The 16728-nt window shown below is 37.9% G+C and carries 15 protein-coding genes; 9 read left to right on the forward strand and 6 right to left on the reverse strand.

Annotated features, from left to right (window positions below; all coding sequences use genetic code 11):
• The first annotated feature begins 220 nt into the window (after positions 1-220).
• Positions 221-664 (forward strand): BLUF domain-containing protein, encoded by a 444-nt coding sequence (locus MSG95_RS12930; protein WP_052319520.1) that lies wholly within the window; start codon positions 221-223, stop codon positions 662-664.
• 135 nt (positions 665-799) lie between these two features.
• Here the strand turns inward: MSG95_RS12930 and bla are convergent, their stop codons facing one another.
• Positions 800-1654 carry a putative subclass B3 metallo-beta-lactamase gene (bla, locus tag MSG95_RS12935; protein WP_081410239.1) on the reverse strand — a complete coding sequence of 285 codons (855 nt, stop codon included), beginning with the start codon at positions 1652-1654 and terminating at the stop codon, positions 800-802.
• A 514-nt stretch (positions 1655-2168) separates the two neighbouring features.
• On the opposite strand from bla, the gene MSG95_RS12940 reads away from it, so the two are divergent.
• The 3 genes from MSG95_RS12940 to MSG95_RS12950 all read left to right on the forward strand — a co-directional run bounded on the left by MSG95_RS12940 (position 2169) and on the right by MSG95_RS12950 (position 5723).
• Positions 2169-3590 carry a GntP family permease gene (locus MSG95_RS12940; RefSeq protein ID WP_213033556.1) on the forward strand — a complete coding sequence of 474 codons (1422 nt, stop codon included), beginning with the start codon at positions 2169-2171 and terminating at the stop codon, positions 3588-3590.
• A 33-nt stretch (positions 3591-3623) separates the two neighbouring features.
• Entirely contained in the window at positions 3624-4409 is a 786-nt protein-coding gene (locus MSG95_RS12945; RefSeq protein WP_077165390.1) for a 3-hydroxybutyrate dehydrogenase, read from the forward strand.
• A 327-nt stretch (positions 4410-4736) separates the two neighbouring features.
• Positions 4737-5723, forward strand: coding sequence for an AraC family transcriptional regulator (locus MSG95_RS12950; protein WP_151819517.1), 987 nt, complete (start codon positions 4737-4739; stop codon positions 5721-5723).
• Between the two features lie 67 nt (positions 5724-5790).
• On the opposite strand, the gene MSG95_RS12955 is transcribed toward MSG95_RS12950, so the two are convergent.
• Together MSG95_RS12955 and MSG95_RS12960 are read right to left on the reverse strand one after the other, a co-directional pair.
• Positions 5791-7134, reverse strand: a complete 1344-nt coding sequence (locus tag MSG95_RS12955; RefSeq protein WP_077165392.1) for an MFS transporter — start codon at positions 7132-7134, stop codon at positions 5791-5793.
• 16 nt (positions 7135-7150) lie between these two features.
• Positions 7151-8362 (reverse strand): OprD family outer membrane porin, encoded by a 1212-nt coding sequence (locus tag MSG95_RS12960; protein ID WP_373868780.1) that lies wholly within the window; start codon positions 8360-8362, stop codon positions 7151-7153.
• A gap of 368 nt (positions 8363-8730) precedes the next feature.
• Between MSG95_RS12960 and MSG95_RS12965 the strand changes: the two genes are divergently transcribed.
• From MSG95_RS12965 to MSG95_RS12985, 5 genes are read left to right on the forward strand one after another with little or no spacing between them, the layout of a single operon-like run.
• Complete coding sequence (locus MSG95_RS12965) at positions 8731-9981, forward strand: dienelactone hydrolase family protein (RefSeq protein WP_077165394.1); 1251 nt, start codon at positions 8731-8733, stop codon at positions 9979-9981.
• A gap of 12 nt (positions 9982-9993) precedes the next feature.
• Positions 9994-10779 carry an SDR family oxidoreductase gene (locus MSG95_RS12970; protein WP_077165395.1) on the forward strand — a complete coding sequence of 262 codons (786 nt, stop codon included), beginning with the start codon at positions 9994-9996 and terminating at the stop codon, positions 10777-10779.
• Positions 10780-10822: 43 nt separating this feature from the next.
• Positions 10823-12061: a styrene monooxygenase/indole monooxygenase family protein gene (locus MSG95_RS12975; RefSeq protein ID WP_213033557.1), complete on the forward strand. Its 1239-nt coding sequence runs from the start codon at positions 10823-10825 to the stop codon at positions 12059-12061.
• 29 nt (positions 12062-12090) lie between these two features.
• Positions 12091-12669: a flavin reductase family protein gene (locus tag MSG95_RS12980; RefSeq protein WP_324624767.1), complete on the forward strand. Its 579-nt coding sequence runs from the start codon at positions 12091-12093 to the stop codon at positions 12667-12669.
• Positions 12670-12673: 4 nt separating this feature from the next.
• On the forward strand, positions 12674-13621 hold the full coding sequence (locus MSG95_RS12985) for a SphA family protein (protein WP_077165398.1): 948 nt from the start codon (positions 12674-12676) through the stop codon (positions 13619-13621).
• A 66-nt stretch (positions 13622-13687) separates the two neighbouring features.
• Here MSG95_RS12985 and MSG95_RS12990 read toward each other — a convergent pair whose 3' ends face one another.
• From MSG95_RS12990 to antB, 3 genes are all read right to left on the reverse strand, one after another.
• On the reverse strand, positions 13688-14746 hold the full coding sequence (locus MSG95_RS12990; RefSeq protein ID WP_077165399.1) for an AraC family transcriptional regulator: 1059 nt from the start codon (positions 14744-14746) through the stop codon (positions 13688-13690).
• A 449-nt stretch (positions 14747-15195) separates the two neighbouring features.
• Positions 15196-16230, reverse strand: coding sequence for an anthranilate 1,2-dioxygenase electron transfer component AntC (gene antC / locus MSG95_RS12995; protein WP_077165400.1), 1035 nt, complete (start codon positions 16228-16230; stop codon positions 15196-15198).
• A 5-nt stretch (positions 16231-16235) separates the two neighbouring features.
• Positions 16236-16727: an anthranilate 1,2-dioxygenase small subunit gene (gene antB / locus MSG95_RS13000; RefSeq protein ID WP_077165401.1), complete on the reverse strand. Its 492-nt coding sequence runs from the start codon at positions 16725-16727 to the stop codon at positions 16236-16238.
• Position 16728 lies beyond the last annotated feature (1 nt).

A 16728-nucleotide genomic window follows, 5' to 3' on the forward strand; every position in this document is an offset into this window, starting at 1 on the left:
GAGATCCATGCACGTGTAGCCGTATTAAATAAATTTACAGAATTAGGCAGACCTCATACCCAAGTTGTAACCTAAATTTTAGCAACTTAGGAAAACTTTACCTTCAAAGGCTTTATGCAACAAAGCCCTTTTGAAATACAAGGTTTTAAGTAGGTTGCATTGTAAGGATAGTATGTAAGTGTCAGAATGCACCATTGACATTTACCTTCGAGTTATCGCTATGAGTTTAATAGGCTTTATGTATGCAAGTAAAACCAATAGTGAACATAGTCAAATAAAACAGGATTTAATTGATATTCTTACAGAAGCTGTCAAATTTAATTCTAAAAATGACATTACTGGTGTGCTTTACTATGGTAATGGTTACTTCTTACAATACTTAGAAGGAGAGAAAGAACAAGTTGAGGCGCTGTTCTATAAATCAATTTTGAAAGATTCAAGACATCAAAACTGCGAGATCATCTTTTTGGAACCGTCCGAACAACGGTTATTTAAACATTGGAGCATGAAATTTGCTCCTATCAATACAAAAATAAAAGATTTCTTTTTTCATCATCATGTTGATGAATTTAATCCATATTTGCTTAACACTACATCAATTCCATCTTTTATTGAATTACTTGTAGATCAACCCAATTTGAAAGCGGATCAATATCAAGTTTAATCAATATTATAATTTTGATTAGATATAACTCGAAAAAGAAAATAGTAAAGAGTGATTATATTACAGCTTCTAAAAAAGCCCTGAATCATCAGGGCTTTTAAATTTTTATCACATATAAATATGACAACTTAATGTTTATGGATGACTACTAACTAGTGATTTTTCAAACGCCATTTCCGCATCTTTTACAATACTAGAAAGTTTTTCTGGTTGAATAAATGCATTGGTTTGTCCAGCGTCTTTACGCGCCTTATTACCCAAGACATCTGCAACTTCTGGATGGCTAGTAAGCACAATATCTGCCTTCATGTTTTTCAAACGCTCAAAACTCTTACGATAATCTGCAACAATATTTGGATACTGATGATTATTTTGTAAAACATTGCCAGCTACAGAGAGACTGCAAGGGAAAACAACAGTTAGGTTCTTACCGTTAGATTTAACTTCAGTTGACCAAGTTGTACAACCTGGGGTATGTCCAGGAGTAAGCGTGGCTTTAAGTTTTAATTTTCCTAGTTTAACTACTTCTCCATCGTGAATCACTTTATCAACTTTAACTGGAGTAAAAGGAATAGTTTGGAAGGTGTTTTCACCTATAGGTTTTCCTATTTCTAAAGCCTTAACATCCTGCTGCATTGTAATTAATTTAGCACCAGTATCTTGTTTAATGCGTGCAAGTGCACCTACATGGTCCCAATGAGCATGGCTCGTAACCATAATTTTTACATCTGATAACTTAAAACCTAATTGTTTAATGTTCTGCTCTATTTGTTCTGTATTTTCTGGAAGGCCCGTATCTATCAATAGAGCTTGATGACCAGAAGCTAACAAATAAGCTGCAAGACCATGAGTACCTACATAGTATATATTTTCAGTAATTTGAAATGGCTGAGTATTTTGAGTCCAGTCATCGGGTAACTTTAATGGTGCAGCTGAGGTAGATAAAGAAGTCAACAATATACTTCCTATAAACAACATCTTTTTCTTCATCTTTATTGGACTCGTAGGTTGGTCGCAGTAATTAAAGTTTTATATTTTAACGCCTTTGCCATGATTAGGCCCTAATCTATTCATAAAAAACCTGATTATTCATATAAAAAATTTCTGCTTAATTGTTAATGTAAAGGATGGAATGTATTTAGTAATGAGAAGTTAACCTTCTTAATATTTATTAATTTAATGATGTAATTAAACTAATTTAAAAAACATAGAGATATTAATTTAATTTACTCAATAATTAATAAGTTTTATTAAAAAATAATGGTTTTAAATAGTTGTGCTTTTACCATTTAAGCAATATAAGTCATTGTATTTTATTAATATTTTAAAATTTAAATAAATTACATTGTTTTTAAATATTTTAGTGATATTTTATTTTTAAGCTCATTTACCTATTACCACTCATAGATACTGTGATTTTTATCATTTTAGGTTTGGGATAACCTAAATATCTTTTGGTAATTTTTATTGAACCTAATATCTATTCTTTAGGGAGAAAGAATATATGTGGGAATTATTTGTAATTTTACTTTCGCTTGGGCTGTTAATGTATACAGCTTACAAGGGCTTTTCTGTCATTCTCATGGCACCCATTTGTGCCTTACTTGCAGTTTTACTGATTAACCCAGCCAATGTTTTACCGTTTTATTCGGGTGTATTTATGCCCAAAATGGTGAACTTTATTAAAGATTACTTTCTTGTATTCTTGCTCGGGGCAATTTTCGGTAAAGTCGTTGAAATGTCAGGAATTGCTGAGTCTATTGCTAGAACCATTGTAAGATGGATTGGAGCAAAAAAAGCAATTTTAACCGTTGTATTGTTAGGTGCAATTTTAACATATAGCGGTGTAAGTTTATTTGTTGCTGTATTTGCCATTTATCCTTTTGCAAACCAGCTATTTAGACAAGCCAATATTCCAAAACGTTTAATTCCGGGAACTATCGCGCTTGGTGCATTTACATTCACCATGGATGCATTGCCGGGTACTCCACAAATCCAAAACGTAATTCCAACCACTTTCTTTGGTACCAATATTTATGCCGCACCATTTCTAGGAATTATTGGTGCTATTTTTGTTTTATGCATGGGTTTAAGCTACTTAGAATGGCGTCGCCGTGCTGCTGCAAAAGCTGGGGAAGGATTCTCTGGTTTTGGTATAGACAATATGCCGCCTCAAGAAATTGAAGCTGATATGGCTTTGCAAAATAATGGAAGTACGGCTCGTCAGTTTTTAGCATTTGTACCTCTTATTCTTGTTGCAGTAATGAACAAATATTTGTCTAAAGCAATTAAAGAGTGGTATCCAAATGGCTTTGATTTTGCCTCTGTTGGTCTTGCTGATTACACCGTAGATGTTGCAAAAACTGGTGCGATCTGGGCGGTGGGTCTTGCGCTCATTGTCGGGATTATTACTGCAATTTTGTTTGATTACCAACGTGTAGTGACGAACTTTAAAGAAGGCATTAATGCCAGTATTGGCGGCTCACTTTTAGCTGTGATGAATACGGCTTCTGAGTATGGCTTTGGTGCAATTATTGCGTCATTACCTGGCTTTGCCCTGATTAGTCATGCAATGAGCAGTACCTTTACAAACCCTTTAGTGAATGGGGCGGTGACGACAACCGTTTTAGCAGGTATTACCGGTTCAGCTTCTGGTGGTATGAGTATCGCTTTAAGTGCGATGGCTGAACATTATAACGCCGCGATTTTAGCTGCGGGTATTCCACCAGAAGTTATGCACCGCGTGGTTGCAATGGCATCGGGTGGTATGGATACCCTTCCGCATAATGGTGCTGTTATTACTTTACTCGCTGTTACAGGTTTAACCCATAAACAATCGTATAAAGATATTTTTGCAGTTACGGTAATTAAAACATTAGCAGTATTTGTAGTGATTACGGTCTTTACCGTAACGGGTATTGTTTAAATCAGCACGTTATAAGTATTAAGGAGTAAATAGATGACTAAACTTTTAGACGGTAAAGTTGCTTTTATTACAGGTTCTGCAAGTGGTATCGGTCTAGAGATTTCTAAGAAATTTGCTCAAGAAGGTGCCAAAGTTGTTATTTCTGATATGAATGCCGAAAAGTGCCAAGAAACGGCGAATTCACTTAAAGAGCAAGGCTTTGAAGCATTATCTGCACCATGTGATGTGACCGATGAAGACGCTTATAAACAAGCAATTGAGCTTACTCAAAAGACCTTTGGCACGGTTGATATCTTAATTAATAATGCTGGTTTCCAACATGTTGCACCTATTGAAGAGTTTCCAACGGCTGTTTTTCAAAAGTTAGTTCAGGTCATGTTAACTGGGGCATTTATTGGTATTAAACATGTTTTACCAATCATGAAAGCTCAAAAATATGGACGTATTATTAACATGGCTTCAATTAATGGCTTGATTGGTTTTGCTGGAAAGGCAGGTTATAACAGCGCGAAACACGGCGTGATTGGCCTAACAAAAGTTGCAGCATTGGAGTGTGCACGTGACGGTATTACTGTAAATGCTTTATGTCCGGGTTATGTAGATACACCATTGGTTCGTGGGCAAATTGCAGATTTGGCTAAAACCCGTAATGTAAGTTTAGACAGCGCACTTGAAGATGTAATTTTGGCAATGGTTCCTCAAAAGCGTTTACTCTCTGTTGAAGAAATTGCTGACTATGCGATTTTCCTTGCGAGTAGCAAAGCAGGTGGGGTAACAGGCCAAGCTGTTGTTATGGATGGTGGTTACACAGCTCAGTAATTTAAGTATTTTATAAAAGCCGCTTATTTTAAATAGGCGGTTTTTTTATTCATTAAAATTTACGATAGTCTACTGTTCAAAATAATGATTTATATCTACTCTATATGTTTATAAAAAATCTAATAAAATAAGTTTGTTAAAGTATGAAATTATACTTTAAAGGTATTTAACTTATTTCCATTTTTAAAATCTAATAGAGTATGAGAAAGTAATCTTTACTCTCTTTCTTGATTAGATATTTTTCAGGAAAATTCGTCAATTAAAGGATATTAATTGGCATACAAGTTGCTTTTTAAGCAATAAGTTATTTAGCTAGGTGAAAAGGATATGATATCACTCAGCCAACAGACGGAACTCAATCATTATTCTCGCAAAGCTGAATTTGCGCAGAATTTGATGTCCACGATTTGTGGTGAACACCGTCTAGACACAATTTACAAAGACACTCTCGATTTTCACTATGACGGAATGCGTTTGCCTAATAAAAAAATGGCAATCGGTACAATCAGTTATGGTGCAAACGTTGCCATTAACATCTCAAATTTAAAAGCGTATAGCATTAGTTTGCCGATACAAGGTCGACAAGCTCTCAACATTCGTGGTGCTCATTATCAATCTGATGAAAACAGGGGCCTTATTGTTTCAAATAACGATCAGCAAGATTTGATTATCGATAAAGATTGCAGAAAATTTCAGGTGGTTATTCCTGAACGGAGTATGCAGATTGTTCTTGCAGATCTACTCAATAAACCAATTGAAAGTCCTATTATTTTTAATCCTGAAATGCACTTAGACTCTGAGCAACTTATTGGTGCATGGTGGAAAAATATTCAAAATTTTGTACAGTTAAAATCGCAATATAGCAATTTTTATGGTTTGCAGATGTTGTCTGAAGACTATGAAAATTTTGTAATTAAAGCGTTATTGTTGTCTCAAGAGAACAACTACTCTGAAGCCTTAAAGTCACTCTCACATCAAGATGAGCCAACTTATATCCGTAAGGTTCGTAATTTTATTATTGAACATGCTCACGAAGAAATCTGTGCAGAAGACTTGCAACGTCTGGCTGGGGTTTCAAAATCAAAATTGTATGACGAATTTCAACAATACTACGGCACAAGCCCTATGTCGTATTTAAAAAAATATCGTCTCCAACAAATTTATAAAATCTTGAGCACCACAGGAGCAGATAGAAAGGTTTCTATTTCAAAGCTTGCCTATGACTGGGGCTTTAACCATTTAAGCCGTTTTTCTCAAGAATATCGCGAAGAATTTGGCGAAAATCCAAGTGAGACTAAAGGCAAAATTTTCTGATATTTAATTTTCCCAATAAAAAACTGATTTAGGCAACTAAATCAGTTTTTTATTTATCGCTTAATATTTATAGACTTTCTTCGAGCTTTAACACTTGTTTGTTTTTAGATTTTTCATAAATCACTTTCAGGCTAAGTGCAATAAATGAGACGAAAGTTGGTAATGCAAGAATAAAGAAAATACCGCTTAAGCTTAGGTTGAAAGTGAAAATGAGCGAGCCAAAGAAAGCACCTAAAATTGCGCCGATACGACCAATACCATGCATCCATGAAACGCCAATAGCACGGCACACTGCTGGATAGAACATAGCTGCAAGTGGCAGTAATGAAGACTGTGCACCAGCGAGTAAGGCACCAATTAAGAAAATAGTTAGACCTAACAAGAAAATATTTGAGCTCACTAGACCTGCAACAATGAATAGTCCAAAAGCGATGAGATATGAATATTTAATGACTGTAGTTGGATTCAGTTTATCCATGTACCATCCCATAATGGTTGCACCAATCACACCACCAAAAGGGAAAATCGCTGCAATTAAACTAAACTGTTGAGTACTAAAGCCTGCTGTTTTTAAAATCGTTGGCATCCAGCTTGTTAAAAGATAAAACACCAATAGACTGGTAAAGCAGCAGAGCCAAAGCATGCTTGAACCCCACAGATATTTTCCTAAAACCACTTTAACTGGATTTTCATCAGAGGCATTTTCTGCTTGAGTTAAAACAAGTTTTACCGGCTCTTGGAAGGAATGTCCTTGAATGTTCTCTAAAATACGCTGAGCTTTCTCTTGTTGATGACGTGTAATTAAGTATTGAGTTGATTCAGGTAATTTAAGCAATAAAGCAATCACTAAAATGAGCGGAATGCTTCCGCCAATAATAATTACTTTGGCCCAGCCATAGCTTTCTAATAGATAAGCTGACAGCACACCGCCACAAGAAATACCCAACATAAATCCACAGCCAGCAAGGCCTGTAAGGAATGCTTTACGCTTTACGGGCATATATTCAGAGACAATCGTACTGATGTTTGGCATGGCTGCGCCTAAACCTACACCTGTAATAAAGCGATAAATCATTAAGTCTTGAGTTGAATTAGCAAATCCGCACAAAATTGTAAATATTGAAAATAAAAGGCTTGTAAAAACAATGACGCCTTTACGTCCAAACTTATCAGATAAAGGCCCCGAAATGATTGCACCGATCGACATACCGACTAAGGCAGCACTTAAAACTGGAGCAAGTTGAGGCTTGGTAATTCCCCAATCATCTAGCAATGCAGGGGCAACAAAACCAATAATTCCTGTGTCTAGACCATCACAGAAGAAGACAAAAAAGCCTAGGATAAAAACCATCCACTGTAGTGGAGACAGTTTCTCACGGTTGATAATCGTGTTTGCATCTATCGTTTTCATACGTATTCCTTATTCATTAAAATTTTTTGCTGTAATTGACGAAGAAACGGTTTTCAGAGAAATCATTTCCATGCTTAACGTCATAATTGATGAAGATGTACTGAAGAGCTAAGCCCTTGAGGAATGGCTGTTGAAGGGCATAATTGACAATAACGTTTGCTTCACTTTCTTTATTTTTTAAGCCATCTGCTGTTTTGAAGTGATCGCCATATACATATTTGAAAGTGGTATTTAGACCCGGCACATAATCTTTAAAGTCATAGCCATAGATGAAGTGATAAGACTTTTCATCTTGTTTGAAGAAACCAGTGGTGTTCCAGTTAATGAAATAAGTTTCAGGCAAGAAACCATCTGGTAACGGGTAAGCAGACTCACCAATAATTTGCTGATAACCTAAACCAAAGCTATGATTTTTTACTTTAAGCGTTTCTAGTAACCCTACATTTTGTGCATCGATGTCAAAAAGATTTCCATTATCTTTGGCATTGAAATATTTGAACTTTGAATTAACTGAAAAATTAGAATTTTTCCATATATGGTCTATGCCGACATAGTGTTTGTTATATAAATCCTCCATATTCCCAAAGTAATATTCGCCCTTCAACGTAGGCGTAAATTGATAGCGAAGATCTATGTAGTTAAGTCCGTCGGAGTAGCCAGTCACACCTTTTGACGTAAATGAAAATCGATGGAAATCTTCTTCATTTCGCGGTGATACTTTTTCAATACGGCCAATTTCTGCAAAAAGCTTATCGTTTAGCTGACTTTTAAGATTAGTTCCCCAATAAGACGTCAGGAGTTGTCGGCTTGCATCTACAGTGGTTACGGGTAAATCCAGCCATAATTCACCAATGCTGAGTAGCGTCTTGTTATAGCCTAACTTTAAAGTCGCGCCATATTTTAGATAATCAGGTGCTTGGGACTGCGTGGCTTTATCAAAAGGTAATACCGTATCTGCAACATGTTTATCTTGGCTTAAACGAACCGCATATTGTGCTGAAGCATTTGCGCCAATTTGAATTGGGGTTCCACCAATTTCTAACGGCGTATCATGCATATTTGAGTTGTAAAATAGAGAAACTGATTGTGACCAGCTACCTGTATCTTTTACATCTGGATTGTCATAGTTTCTGTCTATATATGCATTTTTTGATGTAAATTTCCATTCTTCATCCGCTGAATAAGCCTGAGTAGAAAATGCACTGCAACATAAAATATTGATGAGCATTAACGTTTTTTGTTGTCCATAAATTGGCCATGGTCGATGCATAAATAAACGCCTTAATTTAGAAAATGACTGGGCTTTTTTTATGTAATCAAACGAATTACATGACTTGATTGAACTATTTTTAGCCAATCGTCACTATCCAATAAGTCCTAATCTTCATCCATTTTTTCCAAATGAGATAAAAAGCATTAATTCAATTTTTTAGTTTAAAATTATGAAATTTATTAGTTTTCTTATTTTTAGTGTTTTATCCAGTTTGATTAATTTTGATAATTGCGCAGAGATTGGATAGTGCTTGCAGCTTTTGGACAGTCTAGAAAAAAATTTGCATAGAAGATAAAGCCATAACAATGTCAGGAGTTGACACTATGGCTGGTCAAACCATTCAAATTAAAACAGCATCTGGAAAGCAGTTCAGTGCATATCTAGCGACGCCAGAAACAGGAAAAGGACCCGGTTTGGTGCTTTGTCAGGAAATCTTTGGGGTGAATGCAGCCATGCGAGAAAAAGCAGAATTTCTTGCAGAAGAAGGCTATACCGTTTTAGTTCCTGATTTATTTTGGCGTGTAGCACCTAATATAGAACTGGGTTATACACCAGAAGATTTTCAAAAGGCTTTCGAGCTTTATCAGCAATATGATGAAAACCTCGGTGTTGAAGATATTCAAGACAGCTTAGCTTTTTTAAAGACACGACCAGAATGTGACACCTCTACAGGACTTGGTGTGGTGGGGTACTGTTTAGGTGGAAAGCTGGCGTATCTGGCAGGTTGTCGACTTTCTGACGTGGCATGTGCCGTAGGTTATTACGGTGTAGGCATTGAAAAAGCGTTAGATGAGTTAGCCAACGTAAAAGGGCGTTTGGTTTTACATATTGCAGAGCTGGACCAATTTACACCGCCAGATGCGAGACAAGCGATTGTTGATGCAGCTAACCAATTTTCAAATGTACAAGCTTATGTTTATGAAGGTGTTGATCATGCTTTTGCACGCCCTAAAAGCAATCATTATCACAAACCGTCAGCACGTTTTGCCCACGAGCGTACAGTAACCGCTCTACATGACACGATTGGACCGAAATATGACTTAGTTGCGCTATGGGAAGAGCATATTCGTCATGAGTTTGATACGCGTGATGTGCCAGCAACCATGGCAACAATGGTCGCAGAACCTTATGTCAACCATATTCCAACTTTAACTGGTGGTGTAGGCCAAAGCCAGCTTGCTCGTTTTTATCAATATCATTTTGTTCACCAAAACCCGAAAGATATGAAGATCACTTCGATCTCTCGTACGGTTGGCTCAACGCAAGTGGTAGACGAGTTCATTATGAGCTTTACCCACGATGCTGAAATTGACTGGTTATTACCGGGTGTAAAACCGACTGGTAAATACGTCGAGATTCCAATGTTAGGTGTAATTCAGTTCAGAGGCTCAAAGCTGTGCCATGAGCATATTTATTGGGACCAAGCGTCGGTGCTCGTTCAAATTGGTTTATTAGACCCAACAGGCTTACCAGTTGCAGGTGTCGAGACAGCACGAAAACTTCTTGATGAAGATCTTCCTTCAAATACGTTGATGCCATCTTGGTCAAGTAGTGAAGGCAAGCCAGTCAATTAAGGAGTATCTGTAATGAATATAGATTTAAAAGGAAAAGTCGCTGTGGTGAGCGGCGGTGCAACACTGATTGGTAAAGCTGTTGTGCAAGCCTTAGTGAGTGCAGGTGCTCATGTCGCTATCTTAGATATTGATGCCAAAGGCAAGGCAATTGCGGAAAGCTTTAATCATGATGTGATGTTTATCCAAACCGATTTAACCAGTGATGCTGCTATTCAACAAGCTGTGGCAGATATTCACCAACATTTAGGTGAAGTGAGTTACTTAGTCAATCTGGCATGTACATATTTAGATGACGGTTTTAAATCCTCACGTCAGGACTGGTTACAAGCACTCGATATTAATTTGGTCTCTACAGTTGAGCTGAGCCGTGCTTTATACCATGACCTAAAAAAGCAGCAAGGTTCAATCGTTAATTTTACTTCAATCTCGGCCAAAGTGGCACAAACAGGACGCTGGTTATATCCGGTTTCTAAGGCCGCGATACGTCAACTCACACAAAGCATGGCAATGGATTTTGCTGCCGATGGTATTCGCGTCAACTCAGTTTCACCGGGTTGGACATGGTCTCGTGTCATTGCAGAAGTCAGTGGTAATAACCGTGAAAAGGCAGATAGTGTGGCAGCCGATTATCACTTGCTAGGCCGATTGGGTCATCCCGAAGAAGTCGCCAATGTTGTTTTGTTTTTATTGTCATCCGCTGCGAGTTTTGTCACTGGAGCTGATTATGCGGTCGATGGCGGATATTCAGTGATGGGACCTGAAGGATCACAGCCCGCTATTCCACGTTTAGCCGAATAGCACAGCATTTTAAAAGCACATTTAAAAAATTATGGAGAAGATTATGCGCCGTATTGCAATTGTTGGAGCAGGACAGTCTGGTTTACAGCTTGGTTTAGGCTTATTAGATACAGGCTATGACGTGACCATGATCACCAACCGAACTGCCGATGAAATCCGCCAAGGTAAAGTCATGTCAAGCCAGTGTATGTTTCATACCGCTTTACAAACTGAACGTGACTTGGGACTAAATTTTTGGGAAGAACAATGCCCAGCAGTAGAAGGCATTGGGCTAGCTTTAGTCAATCCTGAAAATGGTGGTAAAGCATTTGAATGGAGTGCTCGTCTTGAGCGTTACGCTCAATCGGTCGATCAACGCGTCAAAATGCCATATTGGATGGAAGAATTTGAACGCCGTGGCGGTCGATTAGTGATTCAGGATGTTGGTATAGAAGAGTTAGAACAACTCGCAAACGACTACGAGCTTGTATTACTCGCGGCTGGTAAAGGTGAAGTCGTTAAACAGTTTGAACGTGATGATGTGCGCAGTGTTTTTGATAAACCGCAGCGCGCTTTGGCTTTAACCTACGTCAAAAACATGAAGCCAATTTCACCTTATTCACGTGTGACTTTTAACATTATTCCTGAAGTCGGCGAATACTTTTCATTTCCAGCACTTACCGTTAATGGTCCTTGCGACATCATGGTGTTTGAAGGTATTCCAAACGGCCCAATGGACTGCTGGCAAGATGTCAAAACACCGGAACAGCATCTGCAATGCAGTTTGGATTTACTCAAAAAATTTGTGCCTTGGGAATATGAACGCTGCGCAAATGTTGAGTTGACCGATGCAGGCGGATATTTGGCTGGACGTTTCCCACCGACCGTACGTAAACCCGTTTTGACATTACCGTCTGGCAAGAAAATTTTTGGGATGGCAGATGCCTTGGTGGTGAATGACCCTATTACCGGTCAAGGCTCAAACAATGCTGCTAAGTGTAGCAAAATTTATTTCGATGCCATTTTAGCCAATGATAATCAAAACTTTAGCGAACAATGGATGGTTCAAACTTTTGAACGTTATTGGGCTTATGCAGAAAAAGTCGTGGCTTGGACCAATAGCCTGTTAGTACCACCGCAGCCACATGTCGTTGAATTATTAGCAGCCGCAAGCCAAAACCAAAGCATTGCTTCAATTATGGCCAATAACTTTGATGACCCTCGTGCCTTTGCTCCTTGGTGGTTTGATGCAAATCAGGCTCAAGCATTCATGGCCTCAAAAACCGCAGCAAAAGTGGCTTAAGGGCAAAACAGCAAAGGGAGATATGAAAAATGGACACAATTGAAACTTTAGCTTTACAAGCAATTAATGCTGAAAACCCGAGAGAAATCCGTAATTTGCTTGGACAGTTTGCAACTGGCGTTACCGTGATTACAACTCGTGGTAAAGATGGTCGGAAAATAGGAATGACAGCCAATTCATTTTCATCACTGTCTTTAGATCCGCCATTAATTTTGTGGAGTCTTTCAAAAACAGCTCCAAGTTTGACTGATTTTGTTGAAGCTGAATATTTTGCCATTCACATGTTGGCACAAGAGCATCATCAGCTTTCAGGACATTTTGCTCGGGGTGCTGAAGATAAATTTGCAGGTATTGCCCATCAACAATGCAATGCAGGCGTTCCTATTTTGACCGATGCACTCGCAACCTTGGTTTGCCGTAATGTAAATCAGTATGAGGGCGGAGATCACCTGATTTTCATTGGTCAAATTGAACAATACCAACAACGCCAAGGTGAACCATTGGTGTTCCACGCAGGAAAGTATCGGATTGCCGCTGAGCATCCAGAATTAGCACATGAATTCACAACAATCACGATCAATCCGGTCGTGATTTTTTATAGGAAATAAGAAGATGAAAAGCACTTTAATTAAGCATGGCTTTTTAGCAGGGACATTGTTGGGTTTGCCATTAGTTTCTCATGCCTATGATTTACCGACCGTAAATTTAGGTATGACCAGCTTTCTCGATGGCGGTTTACCCGCAGGGCCCGGCTGGTATGCTCAAACCTATTTTCAAAATTACGATAGTAATAAACTGGTCGATGCCAATGGACAAAAATTAGGTTTACCTAAAACAGATTTAAATTATCAAGTACTGGTTGAACAAGTTAGTTATTTATCGAATGTTCGAGTAAAAGATAAAGCCAGTTTAGGTATAAATTTTTTAATTCCTTTTGTCAGCAAAATGGACATGGATGATGGCTTGAATAATGCTGCTATCAAAGCCCAAAGTGGCTTTGGGGACATCATGATCGGACCTTTTATTCAATTCGATCCAATCATGGGCGCGCAAGGGCCGAAGTTTGTACATCGTTTTGAGTTTCAGGTGAATTTACCTACTGGCGAATACGATCAACAAAAAGATATCAACCCCAGTAATAACGCTGTTTCATTTGACCCTTATTGGGCTGCAACGTATTGGTTTAATCCTAAATGGACCGCATCCACACGTATCCATTATCTCTATAACTTTAAGAATAATGACCCAAGCTATGCTTTTGCTGGAGCAAATGATATGCAAGCTGGGCAAGCAATTCATGCAAACTTTGCAACAGACTATGCCATTACTGAACAGTTTCGTTTAGGACTAAATGGCTATTGGCTAAAACAAGTCACAGATACTGAAGTGGATGGTGAAAAAGTCAAAGGTCGACGTGAACAAGTCTGGGCAATTGGTCCAGGTGCAATGTATAGTTTTTCTAAAAATGATCATTTGGTCGCAAATGCTTATTTTGAGCAAGATGCTGAAAACCGCCCAGAGGGAACACGACTACAAGTTCGTTATGTTCACCATTTCTAATCTATAAACAATTTATAAAAAAAGCCTTTTATATCTAAAATATAAAAGGCTTTTATCTATTTTAGTTTATGAAAAAATTGAAGTAATTAAGCCTGAGCCTTCGCTTTGACCAGAACGGCGAGTAGAAGAAGGTAACTCACCATAACGGCGTTTATATTCTTGAGAAAAACGACCTAAGTGAGTAAATCCCCATTTAAATGCAACGTCAGTAACCGACAGATTTTCATTATGCATCAGCTCTAAATGAGCTTGTTCAAAGCGTAATTCTTTTAAATAAGACATTGGGGTGGTTCCCAAATAATTTTTAAAACCAGTAAATAGAGTTCTTACGCTCACGCCTGCATGTTCAGCTAAAATCTCGACATTAAGCGGCTCATGTAAATGTTCTTTAATATAGGCTTCTGTGCGCTTCACGAAATAAGGAGATACTGTTTTTTCTTTATGCTGATCTATTTTATGTAATGCGTTATTGGGTTGACCATAAATGAGGGCATTAAACAAATTTGACTCAAATTGTTTAAAGGCTAAAGGATGATGAAGCGGATGTTGTTCACATGCTAAAGCATCCATCAATGTTCTAACGAGCTGTAAAAAGTAGGCTCCACTTTGTGTAGCAAAGTCTAATTTTGGGTCGAAAACGAGTAAGTTGTTTTCTGAATCGGCAATGTGTTGACGGCAATGGTAAGTAAAATCATCCTTTGAAACTTTTAAAATGAGCTGTGGTGAGTTCGCGTGCCAACGCATACGTAAAGATTGCTGAGGAGAAATAAGAGAAGCAACTTGAGAATAAGAAATAAACTTTTGCGAACCAAACTCAATTTCTGCGTAGCCTTGAGTTGGAATTTGAATTAAGTAAAAGTTATCAAGGTGATCTGGTTCAATAATGACATCCGCACCATATTCCAAGCGACTAATAGACAATGCGCCTGTTTTAACATGGTGCATGGTTGCACTGAAATCTCGCTTCTGCTGAGAGATTTTAAGATCATGCGGTTTAAAAATTTGGCCTACATTTCGGCAAGTTTCGCTTAAATCGTGGTGATCAAAGACCAGATTATGATTGGTAAAGATAGACTCATTTTGAAAATGACGCCCACTGAGTTCTGGGGAGTTGGCTTGGTTCATATTTATCCCTTTTGGCTCACTCCTGTATTTACTTGTATTGCAAGAGCTTTAAAACTTCGCTGCACAGCAAGTAAATACGGTACTTAAAAAATTAAGTTACTCGCAAATTACAATGAGATATAAGCAAAATACAGACCAATTTAACCGCTAATTAATATGATTTTCTCAAATTTTTACGTCGGATTTTGTCCATCAATTTAATACATTTGAGAAATAGAATAGGGGGATATAAAAGGTGCTATAAGTTAATCTCATCATGATCTTATTCCTTAAGATCTATCAAAATTTATAGCAAATCCGAGTGAGCTGGTCAATTTATTTTATCAGAATTTATTATTTTATATTATTGATATATAAAAACTTTTAATTTAAATAAAAAATTCAATATACCCCCTACAGAGTATATTGAATCATTTCAGGTTTTAGTGGTTTTTAAATTATTTATACTTTTAACGTGAGGTATTGCTCTGTAAAAACTTCTCGCTGTAAATACGATAGTTTTGCAAAGATTGTTCATCTAACCAATTTTTAACAGCTTCAATCATTGGCGGTGGACCACATAAATACATATCAAAAGCTTGTTCAGCCAGTTGATCTTTATTTAAGTGCTCATGAATATAGCCCGCTTTACCTTGCCAAGCTTCGGTTGCTTTAGTCACAATCGGGTGATAACTAAAGTTTGGTAGCTGCTCTGCGTAGGCATGTAAACGCTGTTGTTCACACAAGTCAGTTTCATTATTTACGCCATAGTACAATTGAACAGCAGGTGAGTTAGGTTGTTCGACCAAGTTATCAAGCATTCCTAAAAATGCGGATAATCCTGTTCCACCTGCCACAAAAACCAGTGGTCGCTGTACTTCACGTAAATAGAAACTACCAAGTGGTGCTTCAATGAGTAGGGTTTGTCCAACCTGACAACGATCACGCAAATAATTACTCATCACACCATCTGGCAAGAGACGAATTAAAAACTGTAATTGATTGGTCGCATTTGGTCTGTTTGCAAATGAATATGAGCGCCAATCTTCAGTATCTGGAATTTGCAAACGAGCATATTGACCCGGTAAAAACTGAAGTTGTGCAGCATGACTGCTTGCATCAAGATGCAAAATTGCTGTTGTTTCAGAAACCAGCTCAACAGCGGTCACTTTAGTTTCAATTTTTAAAGTATCACCAGTGTTACAGATAGCAGAATCATGATCGAAATAAAAAGCAGCATCGGATTTCACACGCGTCTGGCAAGCTAACATTTTACGCTCAGCCAAATCACGCTCACTTAATGCATCTTCATCAACATATTCTTGTTCATAAATACCAGTTTCACACTGACCCTGACAGGTACCACAAACACCTTCACGACAGTCTAGCGGTAGGTTAATTCCTTGGCGAACTGCTGCATCAAGCAACAATTCATCGTTATTTACCGAAATGAAAAAGGTTTTGCCATCGGCAAAGTTAAGTGCAACTGAATGTCCCATTTTCATTCCCCTTAAACGTGATAGAAGTCTAAAACGGAATCAATTTTGTCATTAAGCAAAATGCTGTGCTGACGACGAATACGGAAACCATCTGCGGTTTGGCGTAAAAGATAAGTAGCGTGTCCGTAAAAATAGCCTTCTAAACCTTGACGGTTATAAAGCGTTTGCCATGCAACTTTTGCTTCAATTAATCCATCATCCAGTGTTTTAACTCGAATGTTGTTTATGCTGTGCAAAGTACGTGGTAACGGTGTTGCAGAGGCTGCTTTTCCGGTACGAATACGGAATACACGGTCTTCAAGGCCTGTACGGTCTGCATAATAAATATAAGACAAACCCTGATTTGGATCTTGAACATAGTTATGGTCATCAATCCACTGGGGAATATGATATTCACTATCTTCATCGTAAAGCTCTAGGTAGGCATCCCAGTCATAAGCATCACAAAGCTCTGCTTTTTTGTACAAAAACTGAGATACAGCAAAATATAGTTCTTGTGACATG

Origin of the sequence: Acinetobacter sp. IK23, from assembly GCF_035615275.1 — a bacterium.
In the GTDB taxonomy this organism is placed as follows: domain Bacteria; phylum Pseudomonadota; class Gammaproteobacteria; order Pseudomonadales; family Moraxellaceae; genus Acinetobacter; species Acinetobacter seifertii.